This is a genomic window from Bradyrhizobium sp. cir1 (genome assembly GCF_014198245.1).
Taxonomy (GTDB): domain Bacteria; phylum Pseudomonadota; class Alphaproteobacteria; order Rhizobiales; family Xanthobacteraceae; genus Bradyrhizobium.
Map to the genome: position 1 here is coordinate 30,611 of NZ_JACIHE010000018.1, position 15,649 is coordinate 46,259.

Below are 15,649 nucleotides of genomic sequence, written 5' to 3' on the forward strand. Positions count from 1 at the left end.
ATGCCGCAACGCACCATCCAGGGCACGACCCGGATGGTGCTTTGTGCTACGATATTGCCTCGCGCTGAGCGGTCGCACACATGAGCGTCCAGAATTTACTGTACACGATCGATCGCCTGAGTACCTGGGTCGGCAAGGCGGCAGCGTGGCTGATCATCCTGTTGATGAGCGTTGTCTGCGTCGAAGTGTTCAAGCGCTACATCATGAACATGCCGACGGCGTGGATATTCGATCTGGACAACATGCTGTACGGCACACTGTTCATGCTCTGCGGCGGATACACGCTGGCACAGAACGCCCATGTCCGCGGCGATTTTCTCTATTCCTCAATGCGTCCGCGCACCCAGGCCTCGCTGGACCTCGTGCTCTACATCGTGTTCTTTCTGCCCGGCATCGCAGCGCTGATCTATGCCGGCTACTTCTACGCCGCGGATTCCTGGCGGATCGCCGAGCATTCCAACGTCACGGCGGAAGGCCCGCCGATCTACCACTTCAAATCGGTGATCCCGATCGCCGGCGGGCTGATCATGCTGCAGGGCCTGGCCGAGATCGTGCGCTGCGTCGTGTGCCTGAAGACGGGAGAGTGGCCGAGCCGGCTCGCCGACGTCGCCGAGATCGATGTGGTCGAAGAGCAGCTCGCAAAAAGCGAATATGTCGATGAGGAATCGCGCCGGCTCGCCATCGAGAGCGCACAGCGGATCGACGAAATGGCGCGGCAGCGCGGCATGGGTGGGGAAATCAACACATGAGCGATCCGGCACTCGGCCTGTTGATGCTGGCGCTTATCGTCGTCGTTATCATGATGGGCTTTGCCACGGCCTTCACGCTGATGGGCCTCGGCATGTTCTTCGGTTTCATCGCCTTCTACGACCCCGCGCAGCACTGGACGCAGAACCGCGTCTTCGAGCTGATGGTTCAGCGCACCTATGGCGCGATGACCAACGACGTGCTGATTTCCATCCCGCTGTTCGTCCTGATGGGCTATGTGATGGAGCGCGGCGCGCTGGTCGACAAGATGTTCTATTCGATCCAGCTTGCGTTTCGCCGCGTGCCGGCGTCGCTCGCGGTCACGACCCTGATCGTCTGCACGTTCTGGGGGATCGCCAGCGGACTGGTCGGCGCGGTGGTCGTGTTGATGGGCGTGATCGCCTTCAACCCGATGCTGCGGGCCGGCTATGACGTCAAGCTCGCCTCCGGCGTCATCACCGCCGGCGGCACGCTTGGAATCCTGATCCCGCCATCCGTGATGATCATCGTCTATGCGGCAGTCGCCGGACAGTCCATCGTCAAGCTCTACGCGGCCGCGATGTTTCCGGGCTTCTTCCTGGCGTTCCTGTACCTTGTCTACATCGTCGCTTGGGCGCTGATAAATCCAAAGATCGCCCCGCCTTTATCGGAGGAGCACACCCGGGTCGAGGTGCCGGCCTGGATCACGAGATTTGAGACCCTGTATTCGCCCAACCTGTTCATCGCCCTGTTGAAGGCTGTGATTTCGCCCGGCCAGGCCGGGCGCGTCGAGCTCGATGGCAAGCCGATGAGCTATCGGGCGATAATGCAGAATTTCCTGATTGCGCTGGTGCCGTTCCTCTTGACCGCCGGCACGTTATCCATCGTCTGGTGGTATGTCGTCATCCACCAGCAAGCCGCCGCCGCTTCGGGCGCGGTCGAGGGGCTCGAGCAATTGGGCGGTACCGTATCGGCGGTGGAACCGACGTCCGCCGAAAAGGGACCAGACCTCCAGTTCTATCTCTGGTTCGCGATCAGCGCGGCTATCCTGGCCCTGTGGACCGCGCGTTCCTATTGGCGCATGAACGGAGAGCGCTTCGAGGTGCTCAAGCTCCTCACCTCGTCCGTGATGCCGCTCGGAATCCTCACCGTGGTCGTACTGGCCGTGATCCTGTTCGGCATCACCACAGCGACAGAGTCGGCCGCCGTCGGTGCCGCCGGCGCCTTCCTCCTGGCGGTGCAAGCCCGGACGCTCGACTGGAAGCGCACCAAGGAAGCCGTGTTCCTGACCGCCAAGACCACGGCGATGGTGTGCTGGCTGTTCGTCGGCTCGGCGCTGTTCTCGGCGGTGTTTGCCATCCTCGGCGGTCAGGCGTTGCTGGAGAACTGGGTGCTGTCGCTGAACATGTCGGCGATCCAGTTCATGATCCTGTCGCAGGCGATCATCTTCGTGCTCGGCTGGCCGCTGGAATGGACCGAGATCATCATTATCTTCGTGCCGATTTTCCTGCCGATGCTGAAGCACTTCAACATCGACCCCATCCTGTGGGGGACGCTGGTATTTGTGAATTTGCAGGCCGCGTTCCTGTCTCCGCCGGTCGCCATGTCGGCCTTCTATCTGAAAGGCGTGTCGCCGAAACACGTCACGCTCAACCAGATCTTCGCGGGCATGATGCCCTACATGCTGATTGTCATTCTTTGCATGGTCATCATGTATTTTTGGCCCGGCATGACGCTGTGGCTGCCGAACTATCTGTACGGAAGTTGAGCGTCGAACGTCTCAGTGCTTCGCCGGCCTGGAATCCGGCCTCTCGAAACGAAGGCCGGCGCGCCCGCGTTCGACGCTTCCATGGGCGGCGTGGAGCCGCCGGCCGCTCCGTGGGCGAAGGAGTAGGCGGAAAAAACATCTCGGACTGTGAAGCATCTTACACCACGTGCCTCCGATGGTGCTAGGATGGCCACGCTTCTTGCTTGAAGGAGGCCCCGATGCTTACGCCCTTCAACAGGCCGTACTGGGAACAGAGCGCCCGTGACTGGACGATGAGGCTTGGCGCGCTCATGCCCCAACCGTGGAAAAAGCCCGCCGAGCCCAAGCCGCAGCGGCCCCCGTGGCGGCACTTCGACGATACCCATCATTGGGACTCGACCGCGGAGGAATGGGTCCCCAATCACGACAGGTGATCGCGCCGGGGCCGAGCCTGCCTGGACGCCTTCACCGACGTTACGATGTTACGCATATTCATCCAAGAAGCAGGCCATATTCCGAGAGGGCCTGCCCGAACGCCTCCAGCGACGTGTGGTGATGCGCGAACAGCCCCGCCTCGCGCGCGCCGGCAACATTGGTCATGAGGTCGTCGACGAACAGGACGGCCTGCGGCATCACGTTGAGCTCAGACAGGCAGCGACGATAGCAGCGCGGGTCCGGTTTCGCCGTCTTGAACTGGGCCGAGGCGTAGATTCTCGAGCCGAACAGCGGACGCAGCTCGGGCAGCAGCGTATCGATATGGTCGGCGACCAGCGTGGTGTTGTTGGTGAGGATGGCAACATCGACGGTCTTGCGCAGGCGACGGGCAATCTCCAGCATCGCGCGATCGGCCTGCATCGAACGGCGCCGCGCTTCCACCCATTCGTCGAGCGACAGCGGATAGCCCATGCGTTCGCCGAAGCCTCGCAGATAATCCGCAGCATCGAGCGCGCCGGAGTCGCCGAGCGACTCGAAGCCGCTGTCCCAGATCGCCTCGTGGACGAACGCGCTGGTCGTCCCCGCCAGCTCCGCCAGGCAGGCAACACGCTTTGCCCTGTCGTAGTCGCAGAGCACGTTGTCCATGTCGAACAGGAATAGCTTGATTGCGTCAGTCACGGCAACACTCTCGGATTGGCCGAACATCCGGCCGTGACCGCAGTCATATCCTGCCCGAGTACTGAGGACAAACCCGGGACTGTCTCGACGGTTGTGGTGCGCGGCGCAGCGTCCGCCACGTCTTGTGAGAGGTCGATCCCGTCACGCGGTCTTCGCGGGCCAGGGGACGACCTGTCCCGACATCACCAACCGGTCACGGCCGCTGTCCTTGGCAGCGTAGAGCGCGCGATCAGCTGCCGCGACCAGCGTGCTGGAGTCCGCCGTGGTTTCCGATGGGAGGCTCGCCGCGGCGCCCACGCTGACGGTTACCAGGCGAGAGGGCGGGTTTTGCGCATGCAGCATGGCGTGATCGTGCAGAGCCTGGCGAATCGCTTCGCCGACCTCGGCGCAGCCATCCGGGCCGGTGTTCGGCAACAGCACGGCGAATTCCTCGCCGCCGTAGCGTGCCGCGAGGTCGGCCGGGCGCCTGGTGTGGGCGGACAGAATCCGGCCTAGCGCGCGCAGGCACCCGTCGCCCGCCAGATGTCCGTAATGGTCGTTGAACTTCTTGAAATGATCGACATCGATCAGCAGGAGTGAGAGCTGCGTGCCGTCACGCCGGGCGCGCGCCCATTCGTCGGCGAGGCGTTCGTCGAATGCGCGCCGGTTGGCGAGACCGGTGAGCCCGTCGCTCGTTGCAAGCGCGGCGAGCTTGTCCTGAAGGTCCTTCTGCTCGGTCATGTCGCGCACGACGGCGACGACGCCGTCGATCTCGCCGCTGTCGGAGGCCCGCGTCACGTGCAGAGCCGCTTCGACCCAGATATCGCCCTTCTCGCGATGGCGTTGGCGGTAGACGAACCTCGCCTCCTCGGCCTCGCCGTTCTTCAACGCGGTGATGGCCTGCTCGACCCGTTCCATGTCCTCCTCGTGGATGCCGGCCACGGCCGACGTGCCGAGAAGCTCGTCGGGAGACCAGCCGATCATGCGCTGACATGACGGAGAGACGTAGAGCAGGCGGTTATCCAGCCCGATCCGGGTCACCATATCGCTGGATTGCTCGGCGAGCAGGCGGAAATGGGCCTCATTGGCGACCAGCGCCTGCGCCATGCGCTGCCGCTGCGACAGCTGTCGGACCAGATAGTAGCCGATCACCGCGATCAACAGGACAAGGCCGAGGACGAAGGTCACGCGCGTGACCGCCGCACGTCGCCAGGGCATCAGCACATCGTCTTGCGACTTGCTCGCCAGCGCCATCAGCGGATAACGGCTGCTGCGCTGGTAGTAGCTCAGCCGCTGCACGCCATCGAGCGGCGACTTGAAATAGTAGACGGCCGCGGTCGGCCGGTTTTTCCACTCCCTGAACAATGGCGCATTGGACAGGTCGCGGCCGACGAAGGCGCCCGCCTCGTCGCGGCTGCGCGCCAGCATGATGCCGCCGTTGTTGAGCAGCGATGCCGAGCCATTCGGCCCGAAGTCGAACCGCTCGTAGAATTTCACGAAATAGGCGACGTCGATCGTGAGCAGCACGACGCCGGCGAAGCTGCCGTCAGGATGGTCGATCCGGCGCGACGCGGTGATGATCCACTGGCCGCCGGAGCGGCTCTTGACGGGTCGCCCGATCAGCGTGCCCTTGTCCGGGGAGTCGCGGTGCTGCCGGAAATATTCGCGGTCGCTGTTGTTGAGCCCGGAGAAATCGATGTGCTCGGTCGTGGCGAGCCAGCGGCCGGTCTCGTCATAGACGAAGATGCCGCGGATGCGATCCGATGATTTGCGGATCGGTAGATAGGTCTGGAGCTTTGCGATCGTATCGGGACCGGTGCCGTCGAGCTCCAGTCGGTGGACCAGCCCGACCAGGATCGTGTCGGCGAGCTCGAAAGTGTCGTCCGCGTGCTGGATCAGCGATTGCGCCAGGTTGGTGACGTCGATCTCGGCGTTCCTGAGATCGGCATTGCGCGCTTCCCATTCGCGCCAGGCGCTCAAGCCGAGGATCGCCACGCAAATCAGCACGACGAAGCCTGCCGCCCAGAGTGGAAGGCGCGTCTTGCCGAGTTCGCGGCTCGTGACCATCAGGCTTGCTCCAAATCGGCGCAAACCTCTCACTTTGGACTTAACGGCTTGTTGCAATATCCGCGATGATTGTGTGCGGTCCGTATTCAACCGGTGGGGGTCGATATATCTTGATCGACTTTCGTCGGCGGATGTTAACCATGCTGCCGCGGCGCAACGGTTGGTATCCGCCGCGTCATCCTTCCAGTGTGAATCCAACGCGCAGCGTCACCTGGTAGTGGCGCACGGCGTTGTTCTCGATGTGGCCGCGCGTCTGCACCACCTCGAACCATTTCATCTCGCGCACGGTCTTGGCAGCGCGGCCGATCGCGTTCTTGATCGCATCCTCGATCGAGGTCTCGGATGATCCGACCAGATCCAGGATCTTGTAGACGTGATCCTTCTCGGTTGTGGGCATGAGACGTCTCCCCTTGGGCTGTGGCGGGCCCGGCTACCGCTCCCGCGGTGTAAACCGAAAGCGTCGGGCCTCCCAGTGAACGGGCGGACCTGCTTTGGGTTCCCTGCTCCGCGATGGCCCGTATGCACCAGCGCGGCCAGCGTTCGCCAGCTAAGCGCTGTCCATGGATTCGGTTCGGCACGACAGGACGAGCGGCCATCTCTGCCGGCTCCACAGCAGTTTTAGCAGGAGAAGCAACAGCGCCATCAGCGCAAAGCCGCCTATCGCCGGTGCGAAATGCTGATCGAGATCCACCTTTTGCCCGAACTGCACGGCCAGTCGCGCCGATTGCAACAGCCCATACGCGCCCGCGAGCAGGATCAGGCCGTACGTCACGTCGCGCTCGCGCGGGCTCGCCATCCGGACGAGATCGGGCAGTGCCAGCGCAAGGCCGATCCCGAGGATCGGCAGGTCGTAGTCATAGGCATAGGGGCTGATCATCACCGACACCATCACGGTGACGCCGAGCGTGAATTTGGACGACAGGCCGCGGGCCGCGCCGACGAGGGCGGCGAGCAAGGCGAGGCCGGCAACGGCGACCTGGCCCCAGAAGGCGGCGCTCGCCGGAAAGCCGGCCATGTAGAGCGCCGCATAGGCCGAGATCATGCGGAAGAGCGGGTAGAACCCCTGCTCGAGATAGCTCGCCGATTCCCTGATCGACCCCAGCCATGCGAACCAGATCTGCCAGCCGAACAATAGCGTGCAGAGCAGGGAGCTCGTCAGCACGACGAGCGCCGCGGTCGCGAGCGCGATCCAGCGTCGCGTCGCCAGCAAGTAGAGGCCGACGGCAATGGCAAGGTGCGGCTTGATGACCATGGCGCCGAGCGCGAGGCCGGCGAGCCATTGCCGCCGTTCGACATTGAGGCAAATCAGCCCGATCAGCGCACCGGTGAGAAAGCCGTTCTGCCCGCAGCCGATGGTAATCGCCAGTGCCGGAAACAGCACCACCAGCACCTGTGCGAAATTCGCGCTTGAGATCGCGCGCAGGGTCACGAGATAGAGCGCGAGTGTCGCGGCCGTGAACAGGAGATAGCCGATACCGACCGGCAGGAATGCGAACGGCGCGAGCAGGAGAGCGTATTGCGGCGGATAGGTCCAGGGCATGAAGCTGGTCATGCCGCCAGCCGCCTCCATTTGCATCTTGAGCAGCGCCTCGAAGTGATAGACTTGGTCGAGGTCGCCGCGCCAGACGCGCTGCGCGACGATGTGGAAGGCGTCGAAATCGGCGAGCTCGCGAGTTGCCCAGCTACCCCAGCGGGCGAACCAGAATGTCTTGAAAGCCACGATCACCGCCAGCGTGGCCAGCGCGAAGCGCACATAGGTCGTTCGCTTCGGCGGCGAGAGGCGAACCTGTTCCAGTGTTTCGGCGAGCATGGCGGCGGCGACCTCGAACTGACGGATGGGCGGCCGGGCGGGCGGGTCCGCAGATCGCTGCCAAACTGCCATCGGAGGCTTAAGGGACGGTAACGAATAGGGACGGATTCTGGCGGGTGGCGCCTGCCTGACGGACTGGGAGCGCGAGAATCCGGGCCGGTTCAGGCCGCGATGCCTTTTCGAAATCGCCCGCGGGCTCGGACGCGCGTGCTTGTCCGTTCAGGGACGGGCGAGCTAACCTTTGTGGGTTTCCCGGCAGTTTCGATGTGCGGTCATGTTCCATCGTTGGACGAAGGGCGCTCTGATTGCGATCGGTTTGTCAGCCGTGCCTGCGCCCATTGCGGCGCAGGACGAACTTCATGACGCGCCGCGCAGCCTGTCGCTGCAAGTCACCACCGATCCCTCCACGATCGAATGCCGCAGGCTGGAGACGGTCAATCCCACGTCGCTCGCGTTCCTGATGCTGCGCCGGACGTTCAACGACGATTTCAACGAGCATCCACTCGCGACGGGTCGCTGGGTGCCGCATTATGCCGGCGGTGCGGCCTGGCCGGAGGCGCGCTACTGGGGCGGCGACGGCTCCGACTTCAAGCGCAAGACCAGCGCCAATGGCGAGCAGCAGATCTATGTCGATCCGCGTTACGCCGGCCGTGCGGCGGCACCGCTCGGGCTTGATCCGTTCAAGGTAAAGGATGGCGTACTGTCGATCGTTGCCAGCCGCACGCCGCCGGAATTGAAGCCGGTGCTGTTCAACAACGAGTACATCTCCGGGATCCTGACGACCCAGGGCACATTCGCGCAGAAGCACGGCTATTTCGAAATCCGTGCAAAAATCCCGGTTGGCCATGCGGTGTGGCCGGCGTTCTGGATGCTGGCGGACGACGGCGGCTGGCCGCCGGAGGTCGACGTGTTGGAAGGCCGCGGCGAGAAGCCGGGTGACATGGTCATGACCACGCATTGGCGGATACCGTCGACCCAGAAGATCCAGTCCTGCGGCTTCGATTTCGCAGTCGGCGATGCATCACGCGCTTTCCACAATTACGGTGTGCTGTGGGAGGAGGACCGGCTGGTCTATTTCATCGACCGCAGGCCGGTGTCCGACATCAAGGTGCCGATCGGCTTCGACGATCCCATGTACATGATCGTCAACCTGGCGATCGGATCGAAATTCTTCCTTGGCGTGGGACCGGTCGATGCGGAATCGCCGCCGAGCGTGGCCTTCGAGATCGACCGGATATCCGTCTATCAGATCGATATGGAGCAGGCGCGGAGATAGCAATGTCAGTTGATGTCTCGCGGCGCGAATTTGCAGGGTTTGCGGGTCTCGCCGCGCTTGGCGCGGCAATGGGCGCCAGAGCCGCGGAGACCACTCAGGCTGACCGACACGCGCCCGCGCCCTTCCCGAAGGATTTCCTGTGGGGCACGGCGACCTCGTCCTACCAGATCGAAGGCGCCGTCAACGAGGACGGGCGCGGCAAGTCGATCTGGGATATTTTCAGCCACACCCCCGGCAAGATCGAGGATGGCTCGACCGGCGACCGCGCCAACGAGCATTATCATCGCTACAAGGAGGACGTCGCGCTGATCAAGGCGCTCGGCGTCAAGGCCTACCGTTTCTCCATCGCATGGCCGCGCGTGTTCCCGGATGGATCGGGCCAGCCCAATCCGAAAGGGCTCGATTTCTACAACCGCCTTGTCGACGAGCTGCTCGCGAACGGCATCGAGCCCTACGCCACGCTCTATCACTGGGACCTGCCGCAGGCGCTGCAGGACCGCGTCGGCGGCTGGCAGTCGAGCGACACGTCAAAAGCCTTTGCCGACTACGCCGCCTACGTGGCGGCGCGCCTCACCGATCGCGTCAGGACCGTCTTCACCGTGAACGAGGTCGGGCGCTTCCTGAATTTCGGCTATGGCTGGGGCATCGATGCGCCGGGCCTGAAGCTGCCGGCCGCGCAGCTCAACCAGGCCCGCCATCACGTCGCGCTGGCGCACGGGCTCGCTGTGCAGGCGATCCGCGCCTCAGGGCGGGCTGGCACCCGCGTCGGTGCAGCCGAAAACATCGCCGCGTGCGTGCCGGCGATCGCAACGCCTGAGAATATCCGCGCCGCCGAGATCGCAACGCGCGAGCTCAATGCCGGCTTCCTCGGCGTGGTGCTGGAGGGCAAGTACACCGACGGCTTCCTCGCCTATGCCGGCGCCAACGCGCCAAAGTTCACGCCCGAGGAGTTGAAGATCATCGGCGCGCCGAACGATTTCGTCGGCCTCAACATCTACGCGCCGCAGTTCTACGTCACCGCTTCCGATCGCGCGCCGGGCTTCCACGTGCTGCCGTTCCCGACTTCGTTCCCGCACATGAATTCGGAATGGCTGCGGGTCGGCCCCGAGGTGATCTACTGGGCCCCGCGCCTTGCCGCGAAAATCTGGAACATCGAGACCATCTACATCAGCGAGAACGGCACCTCGTCCGAGGACAGGATCGCCGCCGACGGCCAGGTCTACGACCTCGACCGCATCATGTTCCTGCGCAACTACCTGACCCAGATGCAGCGCGCGATCAGCGAGGGTGTGCCGATCCGCGGCTATTTCCTCTGGAGCCTGATGGACAATTTTGAATGGATTTTTGGCTACGGCAAACGGTTCGGCCTCTACCGGGTCGACTTCGAGACGCAGGCAAGGGTGCCGAAACTGAGCGCGGCATTCTATCGCGACGTGGTGGCGCGGAATGCGATTGGCGTGTGAGGGCGTTGTCTATTGATGACTGCGGGGCGGGTAGTCCCGCTTGAGCCGCACGATCTCCTCAGCTGGCGCAGTAAGCAGCATCAACTTGAGCGGTGACAATGGGCCTCCACGGCAAGGACCGAACTGGCCATCGACCCGCCCTCGATACAGTGTCTTGCCGTCGCCGCTGACCTTGTCAGGGCTGGGCGAAACTCCGATTGTGAGCAACGCACCGGGCGCCCACTCCAGCGGGCGGTGAGCACAGCCACCGTCGCACCATCGATCGTACGCGACCATCGCGATCCGATCGACCCTGCTGCGAGGAAGCGCGCCCCTCAGGACTTTGACGTCCCTGAATCCAAGCAGCTCGATGCCGGTGTCCGGTTCGGAAAGGTGGCGGATGCTGACGAGACGGCCGCTGAAGACGATCGGGCTCAGAGTTTCGAGAGCGGCACGCGCCTCGAGATCAACGGCTCTCTTGGTCGGATCGACCTTCTCGTTGATCGCTTCGAAAAAGGCCGGAAACGGAAGCCCACAATCCAATCCATGGACAGTGACAGGCCATCCAATTCCCAATGCTGCCAGCAAAATGGCCGGTCGAATGCCGCGAGGAAAGCCGAACCGCACAGGGGGCTCCGGATCCTACGGATCCAGCTCCGTATCCCAGTACAGGTAATCCAGCCAGCTGTCGTGCAGGTAGTTCGGCGGGAACAGCCGGCCGTTGCGGTGGAGCTGGTGCACGGTCGGCGCGAACGCGGTCTGGCGCGGAAACATTTTTGCCTGCGCCGGGGTGAGGTTGCCCTTGCGCAAATTACATGGCGAGCACGCCGCGACCACGTTCTCCCAGGTGGTCTGGCCGCCTTTGCTGCGCGGGATGATGTGATCGAAGGTGAGGTCTTCGGGCGAGCCGCAATATTGGCAGTTGAAGCGATCGCGCAGGAAGACGTTGAACCGGGTAAAGGCAGGATGGGTGGTCGGCTTGACGAAGGATTTGAGCGAAACCACGCTCGGTAATTGCATCTCTAACGTCGGACTTCGAACCGCCTGATCGTAATGGGCGACGATGTTGACGCGATCGAGGAACACCGCCTTGATCGCGTCCTGCCACGACCACAGAGACAGTGGGTAGTAACTCAGCGGCCGGAAGTCCGCATTCAGCACCAACACCGGCCAACTGCCTTGCGAGACATGTGCGTTCAAGTAACGCTCCCGGCCTCCAATATACGCTGCGAAGCAGCATGTACTGACATACTACATGCAGCGTGACGGGATTGTGAAGCCCGTTGAGCGACTTATTCAGCCGTGGCCAATGCGGCTGCGGGGTGGCGAAGCGCCCAAAAACGCCGTGATTCGGGGAGGGGCGGGCGAGGCCGGCCCGGAACCGCCGGACGGTCGCCGATACCTCATTCCGGTACCCGCTCCAGCTTCTGCAGGCACCGTGTCGCCCGCACCACGGCCGGCATCTCCTCGTCCGGAAAGCTCGCCTTCCAGTTGGTGACGCCGACCTCGCCGACATAGATGTCGCCCTTCGAATCCAGCGCGAGGCCGTGCGGCGCCAGGAATTTGCCGCTGGCGACGCCTGGCCCCGCTTCGCCGCCAAGCCGCGCGATGCGTTTGCCCTGGGCATCGACGATCGACAGCCGCGGGCCGAGATTGGGCACATTACGGTTGATGTCGAAGCCGGGACCGAGCTCGCCGATGACGAAGGTCGGGCGCTTGGCCCCACCGCAGCAGCACAGCGCGCAGGGCCGGTGCAAATTGTTCCACTGCGTCTCGTACTTGCCCTCGCCGTCGAACACCTGCACGCGATGGTTCTCGCGGTCGGCGACATAGACCCAGCCGTCGGCATCGGTCGCGATATTGTGTACGATGTTGAACTGGCCGGGATCGGTGCCCGGCTCGCCCCAGCTCTTGATCAGCCTGCCGTCGGGCGTGAACTTGTGCACGCGCGCATTGCCATAGCCGTCGGAGACGTAGATATCGCCCTTCGGCGACAGCGCGGTGTGGGTGCAGCGATGGAACGGCTCGCCGCTCATGAACGGCGCCGGCTTTGCGGGGATGCCGATCGTCAGCAGCACCTTGCCGTCGGTGGTGCATTTGCGCACGGTATGGTCGCCGTCGTCGGTGCAATAGAGATTGTCGTCGGCGTCGATGTGAAGTCCGTGCGCGCGGGAGAACAGACCCTCGCCCCAGCTGCGGAGGAAGTTGCCCTCGCGGTCCAGCACGACCATCGGATGGGCGCCGCGGTTGAAGACATAGATGCGGTCGCGGCTGTCGACCGCGACGGAGGCGACGTCGGTCAGCATCCAGCCGTCGGGAAGCTTCGCAAAATTTTCGACGACGCGCTAGCGGTGCTCGCCGGTGCCGAGAATGGCTGGCATTGATCTCTCCTCTTGTCATTCCGGGGCACGCGAAGCGTGAACCCGGAATCCATTGTGCGGCATATTTCATGGATGGATAGATTCTCAGATGCGCAATTGCGCATCATAGCTCGCGCTGCGCGCGCCCCGGAATGACGGGCGTAGTTAAACCCGCCCCAAGATCCCTTCCTCGATCGCCTTGATCTGCAGCGCGAGATATTTCGAGTTGATCCGGCACTGCGCGAGGCTGCCGGCGATGAACCAGAGACCGGGCTGCAGGGTGCGCGCATACATGTTGCGCAGCTCGAAGCCGTCGCCAAAACCCCAGACCGGGCCGACGCGGTCGGCGATGCCATCGCCGAACAGCTTTCGCACCAGGTATTCCTGCGGCTTGTAGCCGGTGGAGAGCACGATCAGGTCGGCCGGAATGGTCGAGCCGTCCTTCATCCGCGCGCCCTCGGGGACAAAGCGTTCGATGTCGGAAAACTGCCTGAGCTTGATCGCACCCTCGACGATCAGGTTGGAGCATCCGACGTTGAAATAATAGCCGCCGCCACGGGTGAGGTATTTGAACTGCCAGCCGGTGCCAGCCTCGCCGAAATCGAGCTTGAAGCCGACACCGGCAAGGCCGTCGAGCAGTTCCTTGTCGAGCTGCTTCGACTGCTCGGTCAGCATCACATGCGTCTTTTTCGCGAGCGGCGTCGGCATCGAGGCCGCGATCAGATCGTTGTCCTCGAGCGTGCCCTCATTGTAGGTCGCATAGGCCAGTTGCGCCGACGGCTCGATATTGGTGACCAGCGTCGGCGAGCGCTGCAGCAGCGTCACCTCGGCGCCGCTGGAATAAAGATCCTGCGCGATGTCGTGACCGCTGTTGCCGGTGCCGATGACGATGGCGCGCTTGCCTGTCCAGTTCTCGCCATCCTCGTAGCGGCTGGAGTGCACCAGCGTCCCCTTGAAATTGTCGAGGGTCGGAATGGCAGGAATATTGGCGATGCCGCTGACGCCGGTCGCCATGATCACGTGGCGCGGATGCATGGTGCGGCTGCTGCCGTCGGCGCGGCGCAAGGTGACGGTCCAGCGGCCCTTGGCCTCGTCATAAGAGCCGCCCTCGAATTCGGTGCCGGTCCAGAAGTTCAGCTCCATGGCATCGACGTAGGCTTCGAACCAATTGGCGAGCTTGTCCTTGGGAATATAGACCGGCCAGTTTGGCGGGAACGGCATGTAGGGCATGTGATTGACCTGCACCTGGTTGTGCAGGGTGAGCGCGTGATAGCGCTTGCGCCAATTGTCGCCGATCCGCATCCCGCGATCGACAATCAGCGTGTCGACCTTCAATTGCTTCAGCCGCGCTGCAATCGCGAGCCCGGCCTGTCCGCCGCCGACCACCAGCACCGCCGGGTCGCGATCGGAATAGTCGCGTGAGGCGTTGCGGAGGTCGAGCCAGTTAGGCCCACGGAAATCGCGCGAATAGGCCTGGCCGCGCGGGCGCGAGGTGCCGAGCTGCTCCTCGAAGCCCTTCAATTCGTCGAGCGCGGTCAGCAGCGTCCATGCCTTCAGGCGGTCGCTGTCGGCAGTGTCAGGGATGAGCCGCACGATGCCGCTGCCGCGGCCGATCGCGGTCTCGAAACTGAAAATGGCCTCGATGTTGTTCGTGCCGGCGCGGGTCACCCAGCGCGGCGGCGCGCGGTTCGGAGCGATCTTGAAATTGGCCGGCGCCGCCTTGGGCGCGCGCGCCGCCAGCTCCTGCGTGATGGTATCGCGGCCCGCGAGCGTCTGCAGGTTCCAGCTCAGCGCCAGCACATCGCGCCAAAAGCCGTCGGTGAGGAAGAGGCTCTCCAGCGTGGCGGGATCAGGCCTGCCCAGCGCGTGCTCGAACGCGTCGAGCCAAGCCTGTGCGGCGACGGAAATATCCTTCGTCCTGTCCAGCATGCGCGACCTCATGGCCGTTTTCGCGGCGTTTCCTCTGAGATCGAACGCTATACTGGTTCAACGATGGTCGAAAGCGCTTTACCCGAGCAGCGAGAGCATATGGCCCTGCTCCGGCGGAATGCGGCCCTGCAGCGTGTCGAGATAGACCTGCCGCACCGCCTCGGGCCCGCGGCTCTCGATCACGGTCAGACATCGCTCCAACATCGGCGCGAAGCCGGCCCAAGCCGCGCCAAGGCGCTGCTCGATGCCGCCCGGCCCCCATTCCTTGGCGCGCTTGCGGATGTGGTCGGGCGCGAAGAACCAGCGCGGCTTTGCGCCGGGCAGGACGCCTTCGTCGGGATCGGTCGCACGATGCGTCAATCCGACGCGTACCGAGCATTTCATCTGGTCGCCGAAATGCCGGTGCAGCGTGGCTCGCAGCGCGCTGTTGCCGGCCATGTCGACGAAGGCGGCGGGGGCGTCCGGCGGCAGCGACGTCACGCGGTCATAGGTGATGACCTCATCATAGCAGCCGAGCGACGAGACAAACCCGGTATTGCCTGATGAGGTCAGGCCGATCACCTTGCGGCCGCGCGTGTGCAGCAGATGCGCAAGACCGAATGCGGTCTTGCTCGATGCGCTCGAGAGCAGCACGGCGTGCGCGCCGAAATCGCCGTTCTCGGCGAGAAAGTCGTCGACCAGGAACGACAGCATGAACAGCGGCCGCAGCAGCGCCTGGTAGTCGCCCTGCCGCCCGGCGTAAGCAGGGTCGCCGCCGACGCGCGCATAGACATTGTAGACGGGCGCCACACCCTGCCGGTGCGCGGCGCCGTCGCGCAGGCCGCGCTTGCTGACGTCGGTCGCCTCGATCACGAGATGCGTCGCCATCGGGAAATAGCCGAACAGGCGCTCACCGACCGGCACGTTCGGATGGTTCGAGGCGATCACCTCGCCAAAGCCCCACACCGGGATGTTGCCGAATCCCTCAGGCGCGGGAAAGATCTGCCAGTATTTCAGCTCGTCGCCTATCACCGCATAGGTGATGTTGTTGGCGGTGAGCGCGAAGCGCTCGACCCTGACGAGTAGTGCATCCTCCAACAGCGCATCTGCCGCGGGAAGCGCGGTCGCGATCGTCTTGCAGGTCTCGAAATTGTCGCGCGCAACGATGAAGTCGGTAGCTGTCATGATGTCGATCCCGGCTTTGATCCGCACCGGCATCTC

12 protein-coding genes and 1 pseudogene are annotated in these 15,649 nt (G+C 63.7%); 4 read left to right on the forward strand and 9 right to left on the reverse strand.

Annotated features, from left to right (window positions below):
• The first annotated feature begins 80 nt into the window (after window positions 1-80).
• Both GGD63_RS28860 and GGD63_RS28865 read left to right on the forward strand, forming a co-directional pair.
• Window positions 81-749: a TRAP transporter small permease subunit gene (locus GGD63_RS28860; protein WP_183246934.1), complete on the forward strand. Its 669-nt coding sequence runs from the start codon at window positions 81-83 to the stop codon at window positions 747-749.
• A complete protein-coding gene (locus GGD63_RS28865) occupies window positions 746-2,494 on the forward strand; it encodes a TRAP transporter large permease subunit (protein WP_183246936.1) in 1,749 nt (582 codons plus the stop codon). The genes GGD63_RS28860 and GGD63_RS28865 overlap by 4 nt, the downstream gene beginning before the upstream one ends.
• Window positions 2,495-2,965: 471 nt before the next feature.
• Here GGD63_RS28865 and GGD63_RS28870 read toward each other — a convergent pair whose 3' ends face one another.
• The 4 genes from GGD63_RS28870 to GGD63_RS28885 all read right to left on the reverse strand — a co-directional run bounded on the left by GGD63_RS28870 (window position 2,966) and on the right by GGD63_RS28885 (window position 7,514).
• The gene (locus GGD63_RS28870) at window positions 2,966-3,613 is read right to left on the reverse strand and encodes an HAD family phosphatase (protein WP_183246938.1); all 648 of its coding nucleotides are present in this window, start codon (window positions 3,611-3,613) and stop codon (window positions 2,966-2,968) included.
• Window positions 3,614-3,727: 114 nt separating this feature from the next.
• Window positions 3,728-5,632 carry a sensor domain-containing diguanylate cyclase gene (locus GGD63_RS28875; protein ID WP_183246948.1) on the reverse strand — a complete coding sequence of 635 codons (1,905 nt, stop codon included), beginning with the start codon at window positions 5,630-5,632 and terminating at the stop codon, window positions 3,728-3,730.
• Window positions 5,633-5,807: 175 nt separating this feature from the next.
• The gene (locus GGD63_RS28880) at window positions 5,808-6,029 is read right to left on the reverse strand and encodes a dodecin (protein ID WP_183246949.1); all 222 of its coding nucleotides are present in this window, start codon (window positions 6,027-6,029) and stop codon (window positions 5,808-5,810) included.
• Between the two features lie 150 nt (window positions 6,030-6,179).
• The gene (locus GGD63_RS28885; RefSeq protein WP_246785700.1) at window positions 6,180-7,514 is read right to left on the reverse strand and encodes a glycosyltransferase family 87 protein; all 1,335 of its coding nucleotides are present in this window, start codon (window positions 7,512-7,514) and stop codon (window positions 6,180-6,182) included.
• A gap of 202 nt (window positions 7,515-7,716) precedes the next feature.
• Between GGD63_RS28885 and GGD63_RS28890 the strand changes: the two genes are divergently transcribed.
• Window positions 7,717-8,718, forward strand: coding sequence for a family 16 glycosylhydrolase (locus GGD63_RS28890; protein WP_183246951.1), 1,002 nt, complete (start codon window positions 7,717-7,719; stop codon window positions 8,716-8,718).
• Between the two features lie 2 nt (window positions 8,719-8,720).
• Window positions 8,721-10,181, forward strand: coding sequence for a GH1 family beta-glucosidase (locus tag GGD63_RS28895; RefSeq protein ID WP_183246953.1), 1,461 nt, complete (start codon window positions 8,721-8,723; stop codon window positions 10,179-10,181).
• A gap of 9 nt (window positions 10,182-10,190) precedes the next feature.
• Here the strand turns inward: GGD63_RS28895 and GGD63_RS28900 are convergent, their stop codons facing one another.
• The 5 genes and pseudogenes from GGD63_RS28900 to GGD63_RS28920 form a co-directional block, all read right to left on the reverse strand.
• The gene (locus GGD63_RS28900; protein WP_183246955.1) at window positions 10,191-10,787 is read right to left on the reverse strand and encodes a hypothetical protein; all 597 of its coding nucleotides are present in this window, start codon (window positions 10,785-10,787) and stop codon (window positions 10,191-10,193) included.
• Window positions 10,788-10,802: 15 nt separating this feature from the next.
• Window positions 10,803-11,360, reverse strand: a complete 558-nt coding sequence (locus tag GGD63_RS28905) for an HNH endonuclease (RefSeq protein ID WP_027522133.1) — start codon at window positions 11,358-11,360, stop codon at window positions 10,803-10,805.
• A gap of 203 nt (window positions 11,361-11,563) precedes the next feature.
• Window positions 11,564-12,541, reverse strand: a pseudogene (locus GGD63_RS28910) (peptidyl-alpha-hydroxyglycine alpha-amidating lyase family protein).
• Window positions 12,542-12,685: 144 nt separating this feature from the next.
• Entirely contained in the window at window positions 12,686-14,449 is a 1,764-nt protein-coding gene (locus tag GGD63_RS28915; protein ID WP_183246957.1) for an NAD(P)/FAD-dependent oxidoreductase, read from the reverse strand.
• 78 nt (window positions 14,450-14,527) lie between these two features.
• On the reverse strand, window positions 14,528-15,613 hold the full coding sequence (locus GGD63_RS28920; protein WP_183246959.1) for a DUF2855 family protein: 1,086 nt from the start codon (window positions 15,611-15,613) through the stop codon (window positions 14,528-14,530).
• Window positions 15,614-15,649: the final 36 nt, after the last annotated feature.

What these genes read in the sequence shown, in the direction of transcription:
- GGD63_RS28870 (WP_183246938.1), bottom strand. Translation starts at nt 3,613, where the DNA reads ATGTTCGGCCAATCCGAGAGTGTTGCCGTGACTGACGCAATCAAGCTA.
- GGD63_RS28890 (WP_183246951.1), top strand. Translation starts at nt 7,717, where the DNA reads ATGTTCCATCGTTGGACGAAGGGCGCTCTGATTGCGATCGGTTTGTCA.
- GGD63_RS28915 (WP_183246957.1), bottom strand. Translation starts at nt 14,449, where the DNA reads ATGCTGGACAGGACGAAGGATATTTCCGTCGCCGCACAGGCTTGGCTC.
- GGD63_RS28895 (WP_183246953.1), top strand. Translation starts at nt 8,721, where the DNA reads ATGTCAGTTGATGTCTCGCGGCGCGAATTTGCAGGGTTTGCGGGTCTC.
- GGD63_RS28880 (WP_183246949.1), bottom strand. Translation starts at nt 6,029, where the DNA reads ATGCCCACAACCGAGAAGGATCACGTCTACAAGATCCTGGATCTGGTC.
- GGD63_RS28875 (WP_183246948.1), bottom strand. Translation starts at nt 5,632, where the DNA reads ATGGTCACGAGCCGCGAACTCGGCAAGACGCGCCTTCCACTCTGGGCG.
- GGD63_RS28865 (WP_183246936.1), top strand. Translation starts at nt 746, where the DNA reads ATGAGCGATCCGGCACTCGGCCTGTTGATGCTGGCGCTTATCGTCGTC.
- GGD63_RS28920 (WP_183246959.1), bottom strand. Translation starts at nt 15,613, where the DNA reads ATGACAGCTACCGACTTCATCGTTGCGCGCGACAATTTCGAGACCTGC.
- GGD63_RS28885 (WP_246785700.1), bottom strand. Translation starts at nt 7,514, where the DNA reads ATGGCAGTTTGGCAGCGATCTGCGGACCCGCCCGCCCGGCCGCCCATC.
- GGD63_RS28860 (WP_183246934.1), top strand. Translation starts at nt 81, where the DNA reads ATGAGCGTCCAGAATTTACTGTACACGATCGATCGCCTGAGTACCTGG.